The sequence below is a fragment of the candidate division WOR-3 bacterium genome (assembly GCA_039801725.1).
Taxonomy (GTDB): domain Bacteria; phylum Hydrothermota; class Tepidihabitantia; order Tepidihabitantales; family DTDR01; genus DTDR01.
Map to the genome: position 1 here is coordinate 17,209 of JBDRVE010000004.1, position 19,768 is coordinate 36,976.

Sequence of the window (19,768 nt, forward strand, 5' to 3'; positions counted from 1 at the left end):
GTGATTTGCGATAAAGATACTCTTCATAATTTAGAATATCAGAAGGTTCTTAATTTAATTGCCGAATACTGTGAAACTTCTATGGGGAGAGAACTGACTTTAAATCTTTCGCCTTTTTCAGAAATAGAAATAATCAAAAGAGAATTTTGTCATTTAGAATATTATCTTTCTTTAAAAGAAAAACCTTCTTATAAACATTTTTTTAATCTGGCAGATTTTTTAAATGAAAAATTAAAAAAAGAACATTATTTTGATGGAAAAACTTTAGTTTTAATTAAAAATTTTTTAAAAGATGTAGAAAAACTGAAAAAGTATTTTCCCTTTAAAAATGCTCCTTTATCCTTTTCTTTTTATCTTAACAATTTAAAGGACTATCAACAATTAATTTCTTTAATTGAAGAAAAAATTGATGAAAATGGAGAAATCAAATATGAAGCTTCTCCAAAATTTTCCGAAATCTTTGAAGAAATAAAAAATTTACGAGAAAAAATTGTTAACAAACTAAAGAAAATAATTAAAGAAAAATCAAATTTTTTAACAATTAATAATTATACCTTATCAGGAGAAAGATACGTTTTGCCAATAAAGGCTGATTCCATTGGCAAATTTCCCGGAATTATTCACGATTATTCCGAAACCGAAAAAACTGCTTTTTGTGAACCTATAGAAATTGTTGAAGAAAATAATTTACTAATAAAAGCTAATTGCCAATTAGAGGAGGAAAAGAAAAAAATTTTAAAAAACCTTACTCAAGAAATAATCAAAATATATTCTGATATTAAGAAAACTTGTGAAACTATTGCCTATTTAGATTTTTTAAATGCTAAAGCAAAATTTGTTGAGGAGTATCGTTGCCAAAAAGTTGAATTTTCTAATAATTATGAATTTCAAATAAATGATGCTCGTCATCCACTTTTAGTGAAAATAAAGAAAGAGGTTGTTCCTCTTTCTTTTCAATTACCAGAGAATATAAAAATTCTTTTAATCTCTGGACCCAATGCTGGTGGTAAAACTGTAGTTTTAAAAACAATTGGCATAATTTCTCTTTTAGCCCAATCAGGAATATTTCCTCCGGTAGGAATAAATACCAAAATTCCGCTTTTTAAAAAAATTTTTGCGGATATTGGCGACGAACAATCATTAGAAAAAGGCGTCTCTTCATTCCATGCTCATATTACAAAAGTAAAAAATTTTCTTGAAAAAGCAGATGAAAACTCCTTAATTTTATTGGATGAATTAGGAAGAGATACAGCCCCGGAGGAAGGTGATGCGTTAGCGATGGCAATATTAGAAGAATTATCCCGAAGAAATGTTTTTGTTTTTGTTACTACTCATTCATTCCGATTGAAAATTTTTGCCCATAATTCATTAAATTTTTTAAACGCAGCTATGGAATATAAAGAAAAACCTACTTACCGTCTCATCATCGGAATACCAGGAGAATCTAGCGCTTTAAAAATTGCCCAAACCGTTGGAATAAAAAAAGAAATTATTGAAAGAGCTAGCCGATATTTAAAATCTGATTTTTTCATATTGAAAACAAAATTAGAAGAATTAAGTAAAAAAAGTGCGGAATATGAACAAAAAATAAAAGAGTTAAAAAAGAAAGAAGAAAGAGTTGAAGAATTAATTAAAGAATACGAAAGAAAAAATAAGGAATTAGAAATAATTTCTAAAGATTATATTAAAAAATTTTTGAAAGAAAAAGAAAAATTTTTTTTGAATGCTCGCAAAGAAATTGAAAATTTTATAAAAAAAATTAAAATTGAAGAAAAAGAAACAATAAAAGAAGCGAAAAAATTTGTTGAAACTAGTTTATCAGAAATTCAAGAGGAAAAGAAGCTTTTTTTATCTCCTTTAGAGGATCAAGAGTTAAAAGTAGGTACCAAAGTGTATATTGAAAAATTGAAACAAGTTGGTAAAATTATTGAAATTAAAGATAATCTATTAAAAGTTATAGCCGAAAAATTTGTATTCATTGTACCTAAAACCGAAATAAAATTGGTAGAGGAAGATGTCCAAAAGAGAGATTGTTGAAAAAATTTTAGAAAATTGTGACATCGTTGAATTAATAAGCTCCTATCTTCCTTTAAAGAAAGTTGGGCGATATTATCGAGCATTATGTCCTTTCCATAATGATACTAAACCATCTTTTTATATAAATCCTTCCCAACAATTATTTCATTGTTTTGGTTGCAAGGAGAGCGGCAACGTTCTCCATTTTGTGATGAAATATGAAAAAATAGAATTTTCGGAAGCAGTAAAGTTTTTAGCTGAAAAATTAGGAATAAGTATCTTTGAAGAAGAAAAAAAAGATACGAAACAAAAAGAAATTTACGAAATTCTTAACTTAGCGAGTAATTTTTATCAAGAACAGCTTTTCACTCACTCTTTGGCTCTTAATTATGTTATAGAACAAAGAAAGTTATCTTTAGAAACCATCAAAAAATTTCAATTAGGTTATGCTCCTATGGGCAATCTATTGATTAGAGTGCTTCAAAAAAAAGGTTATCCAGAAGAATTATTACTCGAAAGTGGAATAGCCTACCGAAAAGAAGGCGAACTCCGCGAATGGTTGTCAAACCGTATCGTATTCCCTATTTTTAATCATCAAGGAAGGATTGTAGGTTTTGGGGGTCGGGCATTAGACGAGAAAACTGAACCAAAATACCTTAATTCGCCAGAAACGTTAATCTTTAAAAAGGGAGAAAATCTTTACGGCCTTTATCAAACTAAAGAATTTTTAACTAAGAATCAACCAATTTTAGTAGAAGGTTATTTTGATTTACTATCTCTTTTCGATAAAGGAATTAAAAATTTGGTAGCGCCTTTAGGTACTGGTTTTACAATTGATCAAGCGAGATTATTAAAAAAATATAATGAAGAAATAATTATTTTATTCGATGGTGATAATGCTGGTCGAGAAGCCACCAAGAGAGCAATTGAAATTTCTTTAAAAACCGGCCTCAATCCCTTGGTGGCTTTTATTCCCGAAGGTTATGATCCCGATAAGTACATTAATGAAAAAGGATTAGAAGAATTTGAAAAGATAATCAAAAAACCTTATGATTTGATCGATTTTTATCTGAAAATCTTAAACCCCCAAACAATTTCCGAAAAAAGAAAAGTTTTAAAACAACTTTTAGAAGTAATAAATTTTACTTGCGATTCGATGCTAAAAGAGCTATATTTAAATAAAATAAGTGAAATTTTTAATTACAAGAAAGTGGATTTAGGTATTAAAGAAATAAAGAGTACTTTTCTTTTTAAATATGAAGAGATTTCTAATCTTTTAAGAGATTTAAAAAATCAAATTATAAATGTGTTAATTAATTACCCTCAATATTTATGGATTGTGGAAAACGAATATGCCAAGGAAGATTTTCCTGAAGAAGTTCAAGAAATTATCAAGATAATTAAAAATTTTAATAACCAAGAAAAAATGTCTATTGGTTTAATCTTTGATGAAATTAAAAATCCAGAGCTTAAAAAAAGACTCACATTGATTTCCTTCTTACCTCCGGAATTAATCATCGGTATAAAAGAAAAAGATTTTAAAGATTTAGTAAGTAAGTATCTTTATCATTATTATTTAGAAAAATGTGCACGGGGAGAAACTGACGAAAGAATTTTGAAAAAAATTTATGAAATTAAAAAAAAATTAATCAAAGGAGAAAAATGAACGCTAGCAAAAACAAAAAGGCTCTTTTAGAAAAATTTTACAATGAAATTTTAAAGTATAAAAATAAAAAATTAACGTACGACCAATTGAATATGCTACTTCCGGAAGAATTAAATACTGCCGAAGAAGTGGAGGAAATTTTATTAAACCTTAATAAAATGGGTATCGAAATTATCGAAGAGGAAACTCCGGAGATCGCGTTAAGAAAACCCAAAAAAGTAACTATTGAACCTTTCGAAAGCGCTACTAAATTTTATTTTCGTGATTTATCAAAATTACCTCTCCTAACTAAAGAAGAAGAAATTAAATATTCAAAAATGATGGAAGAAGGTTATCGGGAAATTACTTTCTATTTATTTAACAGTTTGCCTCTGGTGGAAAGATTAATAGAACTTTGTGAATTGGTAGAAAAGGGAGAAAAAGAATTGGAACAAATTGTGCGAGTAGAATATGAATATCTTATCAATCGCCGAGCAATGTCTCACAAAAAACAACAATTTATTCGTCGGATAAAAACTTTAAAAAAATTAATTAATGTTCTTAGAGAGCTTTATGAAAAAAAACCTACACCTGCGGTATTAAAGAAAATACAAGAGAAAAAGAAAAGCATCTTAAGAAGAATTCAAAATTTAAGTTTACAACATTCTGTCATCAATGAATTTGTTGAAGAGTTTCGTCTCAAGATGAATGAAATGGAAACTGTTATGAATCAATTGAAGGTTACCAAAGATAAAAATGAAATTAAAAATCTTAAAGAAAAGTTAAAAGAATACGAAGATTTTTTTAATCAAAATTATGAAAAGGTAGTCGAAACATGGCAAAATATTGAAAAGTGTCAAAATAAAATTCTTTTTGCTCGCGATAAAATGATAAATGGCAATGTTCGTTTAGTTGTTTCTATTGCTAAAAAATATGCTAATCGCGGTTTAGAATTTTCCGATTTAGTGGAAGAAGGAAATGTAGGTTTAATAAAGGCAGTTGAAAAATTTAATTATAAAAAGGGATATAAATTTTCTACCTATGCTACCTGGTGGATAAAACAAGCGATTACTCGAGCTTTGGCAGAACAATCTAAAACAGTTAGAATTCCATCTCATATTCAAGATGCGATTAACAAAATTACTCACGCTCGCCAAAAATTTTTACAAAAATTTGGCCGAGAACCCACGGATAGTGAAATCGCTCAACGATTAGGAATAAGCAAAGAAAAGATTGAACGATACCAAAAAATTGTTCAGCATGGCGTTTCTTTAGATAAACCAATAGATGACGAAGAATCTGGTTTCATCGGTGACTTTATAGCAGACGAAAAAACTACTTCTCCAGCAAGAAAAGCTGGTATTTCTCTGTTAAACGAAAAATTAGAAAAAATACTACAAACCTATTTATCAAAAAGAGAAGAAAAAATTTTAAAACTCCGCTTTGGCATTGGTGACGGTATTCAAAAAACTTTGGAAGAGGTTGGCCAAATCTTTAATATTACGCGTGAAAGAGTGAGACAGATTGAAGCTAAGGCCTTAAAAAAATTACGCCATCCAGCAATTTTAAAAGAATTTTCTTTTTTGAAAGAACTACTAGAAAAATAAATGAAAAAAACGGAAAAATTAACTTCCCTAAAGGAAATTTTACCCGAAGTTCTTAGAAAACTAGGACTGTGGGAAAAATTGATAGAAAAAGAAGTGGTATTTAAATGGAAAGAGATTGTTGGCGAAAATTTTTATCCTCGAATAAAACCTATTGATGTCAAAGATAATATCCTTTACCTCCAAACTCCTTCGGCTGAATGGAAAACAGAATTAAATTACCTTAAAGAAGAGTTAATTAATAAAATTAATGAAAAAATGGGGTTTAAAATAATAAAGGATATAAAAATTTTAATTCGTCATAAATAATTTTTAAATTTTGGATTATCTTCTGTTTAATTTCTAATTTTGTTATCCTAAAAATCAAAAAATAACAATTAATTAAGTCATTGTTTTTTAGTAAAAATTTTTTAAGAATTTTATCTTTAAAATAATTTATCGCTATTCGTGTAATTGGTTAAAACATCGTTACTAGCCATAAAGTGACAATAATCAGGAGCATAATAATCTAAAATAATAACCGGAAAAATTAGCAAAATTTTCATTTAGATGAGTTAATCCTAAAGATTTAAGCTTTTCTAATGGAGTTAAATTATTAATACAATAGCCAAAAATGGGGTCTTTTGGTATTATAATATATCTGCCATTTCTGTGTTTCTTTAAGAAAATGGGAGCAATTTTTAAAAGTTGGTATCAAAGGAATATAAAATTCTTCGTCATCGGTTTTATGCGACCTTTCTACCCTTCCTTGATATCCTTTCCTTCCTTTTGGTGCCTTTCCTAAAACAGCACCATAAATTTTATACCGCCTCTCATTAATTAATCTCAATTTATGAGGATCATCACCGCCAAATTCCTTACCCCAATCCTCCTGCCAAAATACTTCTTTATCTATTCCCCAACATCTTAGCCACATCATTACCAACCCAACAAAAAGAAAGCCGTTCTCCTGATTTAAATTATAACTATTAGGAAATAAATCTAAATCTGGAAATACTTTCACAAAATTTCCATTGGTATATTGGTAGTTTAAGAAGAGAAAATATTCGGCATAATTCAGTTCCTAATGTTCCCTTATCCAAAATATCTTTGGTATCTACTTGAACATAGGTAAAAGGTTTTTTCATTTCATAACTCCAAGATGCTGAATAAAATCTTTTTCTTTCTTTTCTTTTTTCTTTCTCCTATTTTACCCGAAAGACATTTCTTTACTCTCCATTCGTTTAAATTAAGTTTCAAAGCAATCCTTTTTTCCCAATTAGTTTTCTTATATAATTCCAGTATTTTCTCTTGGATTTCTTTAGGAATTCTTTTAGGTGAATTATGTGGCTTTCTTGTGAGTTCTTTAAGACTATCTTCTCCTTTTTCTTTGTATCTTTTTTATCCATTTTCTTAGGGTATTTCAGGAGACTCTGTATTTTCTACTGATTTGGCTTATATTTTTACCTTTGTTGTATTCTTCTATCATTTTTACTTTTTACTTTTGTATGGAACCATAGGCGTCCCTTTTTAATTTCTTTATTTTCTTAATTCTTCTTGGGACGCCTATTATTTTAAGAAACTTATTGAATAATTTCAACACATCTTCTACCTCAATACCCTTATTAACCTGGTAACCATGTCTTACCACAATTACTTTTTTGATCATTGACTTATAAAAATTTTTGGGTTATAATTAAGATAGTAAGTAAAAATATTTAGTAAAAATAATTATGAAAGTAGAAAATGTAGAAGAATATTTTAACAAATTATTAATGGAATGTGTCCGAAGAAAAGCTTCTGATCTTCACCTCACAGTAGGACGACCTCCGACTTTAAGAATTGATGGTAAACTTTATCCTATTGAAGGAGAACCGGTTTTAACTCCGGAAATGACCGAAAAATTTAAAGATATTGCTGCTCAGCATGCTAAACATTTGAGAGCACAAATTAATGACGGGGGTGGTGGTGACTTTGGTTTAGATTTTGGTGAACACGGTAGATTTCGTGTGGCAATTTATAAACAGAAAGGATTTTTTGGTCTTGCTCTTCGTTTAATTCCTAAACATATTATGAGTTTTGAAGAAATTGGCTTTCTTCCCCATCTCGTTCCTAAAATTAAAGCGTTATTAGATCGGCCTCACGGTCTGATATTAGTAACTGGACCTACCGGTTCAGGAAAATCAACCACTCAAGCGTGTTTCATTGATTATATTTTAAATTCTCCTCGCCATGTTTTAACGATTGAAGACCCAATAGAATTTGTTCATGACCATAAAGCAGGAATTATTACCCAAAGAGAAGTGGGTGTGGATGTTTCTTCTTTCCGTGAGGCAATAATGAAAGGATTACGATCCAACCCTAATGTAATTCTGGTAGGTGAGATTAGAGATTTAGCAACTGCTGAAGCTACTGTTTGGGCCGCTGAATCGGGACATTTGGTAATTGGAACTTTGCATACCACTAATGCTACCGAAACGGTAACGCGGTTTATCGATATCTTCCCGCCAGAAATCCGTGATCAAATTAGAATACAATTCTCAATTTCTTTATTAGCAGTATTTTCTCAAAGATTACTTTTAAGAGCAGAAGGAAAAGGAAGAATTGCTTGCTTTGAAATAATGATGGCAACACCGGCAGTTAGGAATTTAATCAGAGAAAAGAAAATCGAACATCTTCCTTCAGCAATTCAAACAGCTTCGGCTGAAGGAAGTATTACTTTTGATGCTTATCTTGCCGAACTTTACAAAATGGGAAAAATTACTTACGAAACAGCAATGCAGAATGCCTTTGACCCCAAAGCCCTCAGAGAATTAATCGAATACGGCAGTAGAAGGCATCGTTCATAAATATTTAAAGCAAAAAACAGAGTATCAGAATATATGATAAGAAAAAAAGAGATTTTATTTATTTATATCTTACTTTTTTGTTGTCAAAAGAAAGGTGTTTTTTTAAAAAATACGGAAAACTGGTTAAGTTATTATTTAAATGAGACAAAGATTGGTTACTCTTTACTAAAAATCAATAGAGGTGATACTTTAATAAAATTTTATAATAGAATCAAATTAAAATTAAAAGTAGGAAATCAATTAAAAGAAGTCATTGCAAATACTTCTTTTATCACTAATTTCAAATTAAATTTAAAAATCATTGAATCTGAACAAATTTCTGGCAAGAATATTTTAAAAATAAATGGCAAAGTTAAAAAAGATACCCTTTATTATCTTATGCAAACTGGTTCAGAAGTTATAAAACATTATTTAACCCTTCCTCCCAATACTTATCCGATTAGTGTGTTGCCTTATTTAATCATTACACAAAATCTAAAAAATTGGAAAGGAAATATTTTAGATTTTACTCTCTTTTCTATTTTACCAGCGGAAATAAAATTTCAAAGAAAAGATACTGTGATTATAAATGATACAATCTATTCTTCATTTGTTTATGAAATTGAAATGGCCAATGTGAAATCTTTTTATTATTTAGATTCCCTAGGGAATTTATTAAAAGAAGTCTCTCCTGGAGGAATTATTGGTATCAAGGAATCACCACAAAAAGCAATGGCTGAATGGAATAAAGATTTTTTAGATATTCTTTCTTTCTTTTCTATTCCGATTGATACCTTTCTACCTGAACCGAATAAAATTAAATCTTTAAAATTAGAAATTCAAGGAATTGATTCTTTTGAATATTTAGATTTAGATCTTCCTAATCAAAAGATAATCAGTAAAAAACCATTAATAATTAAAATTACAAAACCAAAATTAGAAGAAATTAAACAGTTAAAAATCTCCGAAAAAGAAAAAATTTATCTTGAACCCACACCGATAATTCAATCTACCCATCCTCTTATCAAAAAGAAAGCAATAGAGATTACTCAAAATCTTTCTGAACCAAAAGCCCAAGCAGAAAGAATTCTATTTTGGGTTTTCCACAACCTTAAAAAGAAAGCAACTACATCTTATCCTTCGGCAATTGAAATTTTAAAAAATTTAGAAGGGGACTGTAACGAGCATGCTACTTTATATGCTGCCCTTTGTCGAAGCCTAGGAATTCCCACGAGAGTAGTAGTGGGATTAGTTTACGCTGGTAATGGTTTTTATTATCATGCGTGGAATCAAGTTTTTCTTAATGAATGGATTTCTTGCGATCCCACCTTCGGCGAATTTCCTGCCTCTTCGGCTCACTTAATTTTAAAAGTGGGCGATGTGGAAGAACAAGTAAAAGTCCTAAATATTGTTGGTAATATTAAAGTAAAAATTTTATCTTTTGAGTATGAATAAATGCCTGTTAGGAATAATTTCTGATACCCACGATCACATAGAAAAAGTAAAAAGAGCGATAGAAATATTTAACCAACATAACTTAATCGGTGTAATTCATTGTGGCGATTTTGTTGCACCTTTCACTTTAAAAGAATTTGGCAATCTTCAGGCTAAATTTTATGCTGTTTTTGGAAATTGTGATGGAGAAAAAGATGGCTTATTAAAAGTAGCAAAAGAAAATAACTTTTTGCTTACCGAAGCACCTTTAGAATTATTTTTAAATGGCAAAAAGTTCCTTGTTTTTCACAAATTAAAGAAAGAAGATGTAAAAAATACTGATTATGTGATCTACGGACACACCCATCGATACGAAATTAAAAAAGAAGATGACATACTTTATGTGAATCCCGGTGAAGCCTGTGGTCTCTTAACTGGCAAAGCAACAATCGCTATACTTGATACTAAAGAAAATAAAATTGATATCTTAGAAATTTAGAATTTAGATTGTCAATCTTTTGATGAGAATTGTTGCATAGGAACCAGCTGGTAATATAAAATTTAAAATAATTTTATATTTTCCCTTATATAACTCATCAGGCAATAAATCACTGGTCTTCATTTGGGTAGGTAAAATTATTGCTTTTCTTAAATAAGGCTTGAAATAGAGGCCACGGATGCTCAATTTTATTTTAAGGTCTTTTAAAGAAAACCCATCTTTTTTTAGAACTTCTTCCATAATATTAATAATTTCGTTTTTTTCTTTTATTTTGGGAGAAGGTGCTGGAATAAAGAGATTTAATAATTTTTCTTTAAAGGAAGCTGGTAAAGTTTTATAAAAATATAATTCACCAAAACTGTATCTTACAGGAAAAATCGAAATAGACAGATTTTTTAGATACAAATTTAAGGTTTCGTTCCAAATATAAGCCTGATAAGCATTAACAAAAATTTTCAGAAGTTCTAAAGGAATTTTTTTAATAGCTCCTTTATAGTCTGTTGGATTATTTATTAGATAATTTATAACTGGCAAATACTCCCGAATTGCCAAATTTTTTGCTTCCTCCCATTTTCCCCAATTTTCTCTCAAAAATTTTTTTAATTTTTTAATTTTACTTTCGTCAAAAGAAGAAGGAGTAGCAAGAAAAAGTTTCAAAGCCTTTTCATAATTCTTTTTTATTAAATAACAAGCAATAAATCCTTGTTTGTGCCGTGCACTCCCCATTCTCTGTTCGTCATAAAAATTTGGTAAACCATTAATCCTTGCTTCCCAAAAATTATCAATCATTCTTTCTCCTTCTTCTTTTTTTAAATCTCTGATAGTAATTTGAAAATAATTTCCTAATAAATCCTCTTTTTTTAGGGGTCTATCTAAAAAACCTAAGAGAGTTAAAGAAAAATTTTTTTCTTTTATCGTTTCTTTCTCTACTGTGTTAGAAGCTAAATATTGAAAAGCATAAGAATACCGGTCTTTTAACCCTAAACGATAGATTTTATCAAATTTATATTTCTTTTGTAAAATATAGATAACATCTAGCGTATTAAAATTTTTCTTTTCTAATAAATAAACTGCATATTCTCCTTTTTCTTGTAAAGATAAATTTACAATTTCTTTAACAAAAAAATCTTCTGGTTTTACTTTTACTTTTATAGGTTTACCAAAAAAGGAAATTTTTGTTGAAATTCTTCTTTCCGATAATCAGGTAAAATCTTGGGTGACTTCCTCTTCTCATCTACACCGTTTTCTTTCAATTCTTTATGATAGGTAATTAAATGGTTCAAAGTTAATTTCTTAATTGGTGGTAATTCTTTAAAAATTTCACCAGCCCTTTTACCTGCTCTTTTACCAAATACTAATATATCTAATAAGGAATTCCCCATTAAACGGTTTCTGCCGTGAACTCCACCACTTACTTCCCCACAAACTAATAACCCCAAAACATTTGTCTCACAATTTTCATCAATTAAAATCCCACCATTCTGATAGTGTTGCGTTGGGTAAGTTAACACCGGCTCTTTCCTCATATCAATCCCAAAACGTAAAAATTGACGAAACATTGCAGGCAATTCTTTTTCAATTGTGCCTTCGCCTTGAAGGATTTCAATTAAAGGAGTATCAAGCCACACACCATAATAACCGCCAGGTGTTTTTATACCTTTTCCTCGCAAACATTCTCTAATTATTGCCGAAGAGACTACATCTCTAGTTTCTAATGAATAAATAAACTGTTCACCATCACAATTTACTAACTGGGCACCTAAACTTCGTACCTTTTCAGTAATCAATTGTCCTAACATTTGCTCAGGAAAAGCCACACCCGTGGGATGATACTGGATCGTATCAAGATAGATAAATTTGGCACCAGCTCGATAGGCTAATACCAAGCCATCAGCAGTTGCTCCATAATGATTAGAGGTAGGAAATCCTTGGACATGTAATCTACCGGCACCACCAGTTGCCAAAATTGTTACTTTACTTTTAACAATGATTAATTTGCCATTTTCCAAATTTAACAAAACAGCGCCACAGCATTTTCCATCTTCATCAGTTAATAGTTCAATCGCACAAGTAAATTCTAAGAAATTAATTTTTTTATTTAAAAATTCGTCTCTAATTACCCGCATTATCTCCATTCCGGTATAATCTTTACAAGTATGCATTCTCTTTCGAGAAGTACCACCACCGTGAATAGTAATCATACTACCATCTTCTTTTTTATCAAACATTACTCCTAAATCTTCTAACCATTTGATAATTTTGGGACCATCGGTAACTAAAGTGTAAACCAACTTAGGAATATTTTTATATCCTCCGCCACCAATCACATCTAAATAATGAATAGCCGGGGAATCATTCTCCTTATCGGCTGCTTGGATACCTCCCTGCGCCATTGTAGTATTAGCATCACCAATTCTTAATTTAGTAACTAAAAGGATATTTTTTGTGTATTCATAGGCAGATAACGCTGCTGCCACACCCGCTCCTCCGCCACCAATAATTAAAATATCCACATCATAATCAATATTTTCTAATTTAAAATTTTCTGGATTTAAATAAGAATAACTTTCTAAAATATCAGCAATTTCATTAACAACCAAATCTCCTTTATTTACTCCCACTTTAATCTCTCGGACTGTTCCCGGTTTATAATCAGGATGATAGTTTTTTAAAAGTTCTTGCTTTTCTTCTGCTTTTAATTTAGGGAAAATCTCCTTTCTTCTTCTCTCCCGAGTACTTTCTACTTTTTTTATTGACTCTTTCATATAATCAAAATACATTGAATACCTCCTTAATTATATTAAGGCTCAATCTCTCTTTTCTCATATAGTTCTTTCAACTTTTCGACAGGCATCTTCATCAATTCTTGTAAATCCTTCTCAAATTTCCCATCCTCAATTTCCTTTATTCTTTTTTCTAAATCTTTTGCTTTTCTTTGAATTAATCGACCATAAATCCTTCTTCCTAAAAGGCCCACGTAATATTGCACAATTTCCGCTGGACAACGAGAGGCACATAAACCACACATAATACAATCAAAAGATAATTCAGCAACTTTTTTAACATCTCCCCTTATTGCTGCATTCACGTATTCCATAACTTTTAAATCTTGCGGACAGACTCGATTACAACTACCACAGGAAATACATCTTAAAATTTCAGGATAGTATTTTATAAAGATTTGAGTATCATAATCCAATTCTTCGAGATTATAAAGTGCTTTGTTAGCAGGATAGAAAGGAATTTGAGCTAAATACATTCCGTCTTCCACAGTGGTCTGACAAGCTAAACCAACTTTTAAACGAAAAGAATCTTTCTTACGATAGACAGTCGAACAAGCGCCACAAAAACCACCGCGACATCCTGCACCACGAATCAAAAGAAATCCGCAGTATTCTAATGCTCGCATAATTGTTAAACCTTCGGGTACCAAATACTCTTTTCCCATTATATAAATTTTTACTTCTTTCATATTTTTAACTTTATTTATGCTTTAGCATACTTTTTAACACCCATTTCATACAAGTCATTACCATAAATATCATTAATCACAATTACCGGAAAATCTTCCACTACTAATTCGGAAATTGCCTCCGGACCTAAATCTTCATAAGCAATTATTTTGGCACTCTTTATTTTCTTCATCGTTAAAGCCGCGACACCTCCAATCGCACCAAAATAAACTCCTTTATACTGCATCATTGCTTTTTTTACTGCTTCGCTCCTATTGCCTTTTCCTATCATTCCTTTTAAACCATTGGCCAATAAAATTGGTGTATAAGGATCCATCCTTCCGGAGGTGGTTGGACCTGCTGGACCAATAGGATAGCCTGGTTTTGCCGGCGCAGGACCTACATAATAAATTATTGCTCCTTTTAATTCAAAAGGTAACTTTTCTTTTTTTTCGATCGCTTCTACCAATCTCTTATGGGCTAAATCTCTTGCGGAATAGATAACTCCGTTTATTAAAACCTGATCCCCTGCCTTCAAATTTTCCACTATTTCATCGGTTAGCGGAGTTACAATTCTTTTTACTTCCATCATTTCCTCCTACTTAAAATTAAATTATAATAATTTATAAAATAAATTTCAATGAAAATAAAATGTTTATATTAGAAGATACTTTTAAAATTGAAAACAATCTAACTATTAAACATGATAGTATATTATTATATTATCATTTCTAAATATGTAAACACTTTTTTAACAACAGCTCCTTTATTAAATAGTTAAAAAATGGTAACCTTTTTGCCTTCTTTTACGTATATATTATATACGGGAAAAATTAACTATTTATCCTCTGGTGAATACCACAAAATAAATAAAATTAAAGATAATAAGATTAAAATGGCAACAATTATTGAAAGTTCAGTTAAGATAGTTTTATTGAAAATAACTCTAAGATGGAGGTAGTTAGTGAAAGAAAGGCGCCTCCAGTCCAATAATTAATTAAATTTCTCACTTACCTATTTTTAGGCTTCATTCTTATTGAACAAAGGGATTTTATCCCTTTTTAAATAGGGAGCAGTATAGAATACTATATAGGTTTTTATTTAAGAAAAATTATTAAAAATAATTTATAATTACTAATCTTATATTTTAACAATTTCTATCAAAATAATTTGAAAAATAGTAGTAAATATAATTTTACGAAACTATCATAATTTTCTGTTAATTACCATAGCAATTGATTCTTTTATGATTACCTTTTCATAAATAGCATAATTTTTGCGATATTAGAATTATTAAGTCTTCTTTATAATTTAATTTTGCTTTTAACAGACAATTACTTATTTAACAACGATGTTTTGGTTGGCCAGAAATTAAATGCCGGCCAGATAGGAACTTCTTACTTTGATTCCGCTAATAATTTTCTTTATCCCAATCTTCTTACCCCATTCAACAAATTTTTTAAAATCTTCTTCTCTATAATATTTTTTCACCGGATAGTTACTTCTTGAAGGCATCAAATATTGACCAATAGTAACTATATCCACATCGGCTTTTTTTAGATCAAGCAGAGTTTCATAAATTTCTTCTTCTTCTTCCCCTAAACCGACCATAAAACCACTTTTAGTAATAATTCTATTATCTAATTCTTTCGCCTTTTTTAAAATCCATAAAGAACGAAAGTAATCAGCTTTTTTATCCCTAATAATTTTTGTTAATCTCTTGGTAGTTTCAATGTTATGTGCCAAAACGTTAGGTCTTCTTAAAACCACTTTTTTAAGTGCCTCTAATTCACCCATAAAATCAGGTATCAATACTTCGATTAAAGTATTCGATGATATTTTTCTTATCTCTTCAATTGTTTTAACAAAAATTTCGGCGCCGTAATCTTCTAAATCGTCACGAGTAACAGAAGTTATTACGCAATAATTAAGAGAAAGCTCTTTAACTGCTAAAGCAACTCTTTTTGGTTCATCTTCCGAAACCCTTTCGGGAACTCCTTTGGGCACACCACAAAAAACACACCTCCTTGTACAAATATTTCCCAAAATCAGAAAAGTTAAAGATCTTTTACTAAAACATTCTCCTAAATTTGGACACTTGGCATTTTCACAAACAGTGTGTAAATTATATTTTTTTAAAATACTCTTCAAAAAAACGTAATCCTCTCCTCCTGGTAAAGAAGATAACTTAGCAAAATAGGATTCCATAAAAAAATTATAAAACTTTTAAGAAAAAAATCAAATTAAGAGAAATTCTTAATTCTTGACATTTTATAAATTTTAATTATCTTTTATATAAGGATGCTTTTCTTATTTTTTTCTAAACCAAAAATTAAAATTACGGTAAATAAACTTTATTATTTTTCTCCCAAAACTGATTACCGACATCAGATTATTGTAGAAATTCCTGATTACCAAAGTTCTTATCAGGCATTGGTGGGAGTATATAATGGCGGTAAAAAAAGATTTATTCTCAAAGATATTATTCTTAAAATAGAAAATTTAACTCTTCGTTGTGCTAATCATAAAATTTTAGAAATCAAACCAGACGAATATAAACAATTCTTATGGATTTTTCCTTCTCCGGCTTCTTTAAGTAAACAAAAAGGAAAATATATTTTGATTTTAATGGATGAAAAAAACCGTTTCTTTGCGGTATCTGGCCGGTTTCCCAAATTTGATATTTCTTATTAGTTTACTATAATTACTTATGCTAAAAAATGTCGTCAAATTTATTTATCAAAAAATTAATGAAATAAAAAATATTGTTGGTGATAAAAAAATAATTTGCGCTGTTTCTGGCGGTGTCGATTCGATGACCACGGCTGTCCTTGTACACAAAGCAGTTGGTGACAACTTAATTGCTGTCTTCATTAATGATGGTTTAATGAGAAAAGATGAAGACAAATTTGTTTGTGAAGAATTAAGGAAATTCGGTATTAAAGTAAAAATATATCATCGAGTTGAAAATTTTTTTAAAGCCTTAAAGGGGTTAACAGATCCCGAAGAAAAAAGAATTGCCTTTCGAGAAACTTTTTATAAAATTTTTCAAGAAATAATAAATGAAGAAAAGGCAGAGTTTTTAGCGCAAGGAACTATCAAGGCAGATATTATTGAAACGGAAGCAAAAATAAAAACTCAGCATAACGTCTTATCCCAAATTGGAATAAATCCACAAAAATATGGTTTAAAAATAATTGAACCATTAAAAGATTTATTAAAACCAGAAGTAAGAAGAGTAGCAAAGCGATTAGGATTATCAAAAGAAGTTTACCAAAGAAAACCTTTTCCGGGACCGGGATTGCTTTGTCGCGTACTTGGTGAAGTAACTGAAGAAAGAGTAGAAATTGTTAGAAAAGCAACCGAAATTGTTGAAAGATTAACAGAAAGAGTTAAAAGTTTTCAAACCTTTCCAGTGTTATTAAGTGACAAAGCCACTGGAATTAAAGATTATCAGAGGGTATTAGGTGACATCATTGTCATTCGTTCTGTTGAATCTAAGGATGCTTTATCGGCTAAAGCCAAAAGACTGCCTTATAAGTTATTATTAAAAATCCGTGATGAATTAATTAAAGAAATTCCTTCTTGTGTAAAAGTTTTATACGATATTACTGACAAACCACCTTCAACTATTGAGTATATCTAATCATGGATTGTCGAATATATTGTTTAGTTACTTTACTTGGTTGGGGACTTTGGGGATTTGGTACTAAATTATTAGGGAAATTTTATCCTCCCTTTCCTCTATCTTTTTTTTCTAATGTGGGTACAGTAATTTTCCTCTGCTTTTTTATTTTTAAATTTCCTTTGCCGATTAATAAATTTTCCTTCTATTCTTTGATAAATGGTCTAGTTGCCGGTATTGGGACAATCGGTTTTTACTTTGCTTTAAACAAAGGTGAAGCTTCAGTAGTCTTTCCAATAACTTCACTTTATATCGTTTTTCCCGTGATTTTAGGCTATATTTTTCTCAGGGAACCAATAACCCTCAAACATCTTTTAGGTTTTATTTTTAGTTTGATAGCAATCTATCTTCTTAGCAGTTAAGTTATTCAATCTTTTTAAGGAAATAAACTCGATACCAAGGATGAGAAAATATTGGTTCAAACATAAGATTCTCTTCTTCTAACGTATGAACACGAAATTGAGAAAGAAAATCAAAAAACGTTTCGACACCGGCAAAATCTTTTAACAAATAAAATACTAAAGAATTTTCGTAATCTTTTATATTTTTCTTTAAAGCAATAATTTCTCGAAAACTTTCTAAATTATTACTTATCTCTGATTTTGAAAGATAATATTCAAAAATAACTTTTCTTCTAAAGGGTATAATTAAATATTTCGGTTTTAAAGTTAATAAATAATTTTTTATTACGGGAATAGAATTTTCGATTGCTATCATTTTATCTTCTTCATCTTTTAAATTCCATTTGATATTCTCTATCTTATCAATTGGTGGATTTATGAAAAAAAGGAGTAAAAACAAAATTATCGGTAATAAAAATTTAATATTTTTCTTCTTAAAAAAGATATCAAAAGTTTGGAATAAAAAGAAACTCAAAAAAAACAAAGATAGTAAAAAGAATCTTCTCATTGGTAAAACTCCGCCACGAAAGGAAAGAAGAAAATAAAAGACAAAGGGCGAAAAAATTGCCGCCAATAAAATCAAATAACTTTCAAGATTATTTCGACAATGATATATTGTTGAAATTATTGCCAAGAAACAGATTATCAGAAATAACCAGCCTGTTTGACTGCTAAGATCTTTAAAAACTATTGGAAAAAAATTTTGTGGTTTTACAAGAGGAATTCCCGTAATAATTGGATAACGAGCAGTTATAATAAAAGAATAAAAGGGGGTAGAAAAAGCACGATAATCAAAAAAAAGCCAAACAACAGGAGCTAAAAAGGGCAAAAATAAAAATAACGATTTTTTTTCTTTCCAAAAAAATACCGGTAATAAAAAGATAAAAGCGATAAACCAAGCATCCGGTCTTATTAAACCAGCAATAAGATTTAATACTCCGTATTTTAAATAATCTTTTATCAAGAAATAATAGAGAGAAATAATCATTATTGGAATATATAAAAACACCCAATACACGCTTAAAAGATTTTGCCAACTATCTTCAAAGAAAAAAAGAGAGTAAAGGAAAGCCAAAAAACCAGCAAAGAAAGAATTAGAAAATTTTTCACTAATTTTTAAAAAATAAAAAAAACCTAACGAAATTAAAAAAGAGATAATGAGATAATTAATAAAAGAAGAAAAAAGATAACAGAAAAAAGCCATTAAAGGTTTTGGTGTTTCCGATAAAAAATAGGGGGGCGATTGGGAGATAATAAAATATTGAAACATCCTGCGATAAGTGATATTTACACTTTTTCCTAAATATCGGTACTGAAGGTTTAAAAAAAGTGGTAATAGTATTAAAATTAAAAATAAAAATATAGTACTACATAATTTTAATTTAAAATCAAAAGATAATTTGGAAATCTTTAAAATCTTAACCCCTATTCTTTGGCGGCAAATTTTTCTAAAATATTTTCGTTAATATCAAAATTGGAATAAACCTGTTGAACTTCTTCTAATTCTTCAATTGCGGAAATCAATTTTAATATCTTTTCCGCCACTTTTTCATCAGTTATTGTTACGGTAGTTAAGGGTAATTTTGTTAATTCTGCGTGGTCAATAGGAACATTATTTTCCTTTAACCTTTCTTTTACTTTGGAAAAATCTTCTAAAGAAGTAATTATTTGATAAGAACTTTCATCGACTTTTATATCCTCCGCCCCTGCTTCCAAAGCAATATTAAAAATTGTTTCTTCATCTACTTTTTCTTTACTTACCATAATTACTCCTTTAGGTCTAAATTGCCAAGATACCGAACCTGCTTGGCCTAGATTACCACCGTATTTAGAAAAAATATGCCGAATATCATTAACTGTTCGATTGCGATTATCAGTAAGAGTCTTAACAATAATTGCTACTCCCTCTGGACCGTAACCTTCAAATTCGATCTCTTCATAAACTACTCCAGGAAGTTCACCGGTTCCTCTTTTTATAGCTCTTTCAATATTCTCACTGGGCATATTCGCCTCTTTTGCTGCCTCGATCGCCATTCTTAAGCGAGGATTGAAATCAGGATTCCCCCCTCCTAATCGCGCCGCCGTGGTTATTTCTCTTGCTAATTTAGAAAATAACTTACCTCTCTGTTGATCCACCTTAGCCTTCTTATGTTTTATTTGTGCCCATTTAGAATGGCCAGCCATAATTCCTCCGTTTTTCTATAAATATTATAAAACAAATTTAA

At 29.8% G+C, this 19,768-nt stretch carries 20 protein-coding genes; 11 read left to right on the top strand and 9 right to left on the bottom strand.

The genetic code is table 11. The annotated features are described in order from the left end of the window. The 4 genes from ABIK75_01500 to ABIK75_01515 are packed head-to-tail and all read left to right on the top strand — an operon-like array spanning position 1 to position 5,574. A complete protein-coding gene (locus ABIK75_01500; protein MEO0089771.1) occupies positions 1 to 2,037 on the top strand; it encodes a hypothetical protein in 2,037 nt (678 codons plus the stop codon). Continuing rightward, positions 2,015 to 3,682 carry a DNA primase gene (gene dnaG, locus ABIK75_01505; protein ID MEO0089772.1) on the top strand — a complete coding sequence of 556 codons (1,668 nt, stop codon included), beginning with the start codon at positions 2,015 to 2,017 and terminating at the stop codon, positions 3,680 to 3,682. Before ABIK75_01500 ends, dnaG begins: the two co-directional genes overlap by 23 nt. Next, complete coding sequence (locus ABIK75_01510; GenBank protein ID MEO0089773.1) at positions 3,679 to 5,268, top strand: sigma-70 family RNA polymerase sigma factor; 1,590 nt, start codon at positions 3,679 to 3,681, stop codon at positions 5,266 to 5,268. The genes dnaG and ABIK75_01510 overlap by 4 nt, the downstream gene beginning before the upstream one ends. Further along, positions 5,269 to 5,574, top strand: a complete 306-nt coding sequence (locus tag ABIK75_01515; protein ID MEO0089774.1) for a DUF721 domain-containing protein — start codon at positions 5,269 to 5,271, stop codon at positions 5,572 to 5,574. Positions 5,575 to 5,860: 286 nt separating this feature from the next. Here ABIK75_01515 and ABIK75_01520 read toward each other — a convergent pair whose 3' ends face one another. Next, positions 5,861 to 6,268 (bottom strand): integrase core domain-containing protein, encoded by a 408-nt coding sequence (locus ABIK75_01520; protein MEO0089775.1) that lies wholly within the window; start codon positions 6,266 to 6,268, stop codon positions 5,861 to 5,863. Continuing rightward, positions 6,234 to 6,392, bottom strand: a complete 159-nt coding sequence (locus ABIK75_01525) for a hypothetical protein (protein MEO0089776.1) — start codon at positions 6,390 to 6,392, stop codon at positions 6,234 to 6,236. The genes ABIK75_01520 and ABIK75_01525 overlap by 35 nt, the downstream gene beginning before the upstream one ends. A gap of 14 nt (positions 6,393 to 6,406) precedes the next feature. Between ABIK75_01525 and ABIK75_01530 the strand changes: the two genes are divergently transcribed. The 4 genes from ABIK75_01530 to ABIK75_01545 all read left to right on the top strand — a co-directional run bounded on the left by ABIK75_01530 (position 6,407) and on the right by ABIK75_01545 (position 10,005). Continuing rightward, positions 6,407 to 6,661 carry a hypothetical protein gene (locus ABIK75_01530; GenBank protein MEO0089777.1) on the top strand — a complete coding sequence of 85 codons (255 nt, stop codon included), beginning with the start codon at positions 6,407 to 6,409 and terminating at the stop codon, positions 6,659 to 6,661. 316 nt (positions 6,662 to 6,977) lie between these two features. After that, on the top strand, positions 6,978 to 8,093 hold the full coding sequence (locus tag ABIK75_01535; GenBank protein MEO0089778.1) for a PilT/PilU family type 4a pilus ATPase: 1,116 nt from the start codon (positions 6,978 to 6,980) through the stop codon (positions 8,091 to 8,093). A gap of 33 nt (positions 8,094 to 8,126) precedes the next feature. Beyond that, a complete protein-coding gene (locus tag ABIK75_01540) occupies positions 8,127 to 9,527 on the top strand; it encodes a transglutaminase-like domain-containing protein (protein ID MEO0089779.1) in 1,401 nt (466 codons plus the stop codon). After that, the gene (locus tag ABIK75_01545; GenBank protein ID MEO0089780.1) at positions 9,520 to 10,005 is read left to right on the top strand and encodes a metallophosphoesterase; all 486 of its coding nucleotides are present in this window, start codon (positions 9,520 to 9,522) and stop codon (positions 10,003 to 10,005) included. Before ABIK75_01540 ends, ABIK75_01545 begins: the two co-directional genes overlap by 8 nt. A 3-nt stretch (positions 10,006 to 10,008) precedes the next feature. Here ABIK75_01545 and truD read toward each other — a convergent pair whose 3' ends face one another. The 5 genes from truD to ABIK75_01570 all read right to left on the bottom strand — a co-directional run bounded on the left by truD (position 10,009) and on the right by ABIK75_01570 (position 15,665). Further along, positions 10,009 to 11,190 carry a tRNA pseudouridine(13) synthase TruD gene (truD, locus tag ABIK75_01550; GenBank protein ID MEO0089781.1) on the bottom strand — a complete coding sequence of 394 codons (1,182 nt, stop codon included), beginning with the start codon at positions 11,188 to 11,190 and terminating at the stop codon, positions 10,009 to 10,011. Continuing rightward, positions 11,154 to 12,785 carry an FAD-dependent oxidoreductase gene (locus ABIK75_01555; protein ID MEO0089782.1) on the bottom strand — a complete coding sequence of 544 codons (1,632 nt, stop codon included), beginning with the start codon at positions 12,783 to 12,785 and terminating at the stop codon, positions 11,154 to 11,156. Before ABIK75_01555 ends, truD begins: the two co-directional genes overlap by 37 nt. A gap of 20 nt (positions 12,786 to 12,805) precedes the next feature. After that, entirely contained in the window at positions 12,806 to 13,477 is a 672-nt protein-coding gene (locus ABIK75_01560) for a 4Fe-4S dicluster domain-containing protein (protein MEO0089783.1), read from the bottom strand. A gap of 14 nt (positions 13,478 to 13,491) precedes the next feature. Further along, positions 13,492 to 14,046, bottom strand: a complete 555-nt coding sequence (locus ABIK75_01565; GenBank protein ID MEO0089784.1) for a Fe-S-containing hydro-lyase — start codon at positions 14,044 to 14,046, stop codon at positions 13,492 to 13,494. A gap of 782 nt (positions 14,047 to 14,828) precedes the next feature. Beyond that, entirely contained in the window at positions 14,829 to 15,665 is an 837-nt protein-coding gene (locus tag ABIK75_01570; GenBank protein ID MEO0089785.1) for a lipoyl synthase, read from the bottom strand. 93 nt (positions 15,666 to 15,758) lie between these two features. Between ABIK75_01570 and ABIK75_01575 the strand changes: the two genes are divergently transcribed. Genes ABIK75_01575 through ABIK75_01585 form a run of 3 tightly spaced genes read left to right on the top strand, consistent with a single transcriptional unit; the run spans position 15,759 to position 17,504 of the window. Next, positions 15,759 to 16,151, top strand: a complete 393-nt coding sequence (locus ABIK75_01575; GenBank protein ID MEO0089786.1) for a hypothetical protein — start codon at positions 15,759 to 15,761, stop codon at positions 16,149 to 16,151. A gap of 16 nt (positions 16,152 to 16,167) precedes the next feature. Continuing rightward, a complete protein-coding gene (locus tag ABIK75_01580; protein ID MEO0089787.1) occupies positions 16,168 to 17,103 on the top strand; it encodes an ATP-binding protein in 936 nt (311 codons plus the stop codon). 2 nt (positions 17,104 to 17,105) lie between these two features. Next, on the top strand, positions 17,106 to 17,504 hold the full coding sequence (locus ABIK75_01585) for an EamA family transporter (GenBank protein MEO0089788.1): 399 nt from the start codon (positions 17,106 to 17,108) through the stop codon (positions 17,502 to 17,504). A gap of 1 nt (position 17,505) precedes the next feature. Here ABIK75_01585 and ABIK75_01590 read toward each other — a convergent pair whose 3' ends face one another. Both ABIK75_01590 and ABIK75_01595 read right to left on the bottom strand, forming a co-directional pair. Next, on the bottom strand, positions 17,506 to 18,813 hold the full coding sequence (locus tag ABIK75_01590; GenBank protein MEO0089789.1) for a hypothetical protein: 1,308 nt from the start codon (positions 18,811 to 18,813) through the stop codon (positions 17,506 to 17,508). A gap of 155 nt (positions 18,814 to 18,968) precedes the next feature. Next, on the bottom strand, positions 18,969 to 19,727 hold the full coding sequence (locus ABIK75_01595; protein ID MEO0089790.1) for a YebC/PmpR family DNA-binding transcriptional regulator: 759 nt from the start codon (positions 19,725 to 19,727) through the stop codon (positions 18,969 to 18,971). Positions 19,728 to 19,768: the final 41 nt, after the last annotated feature.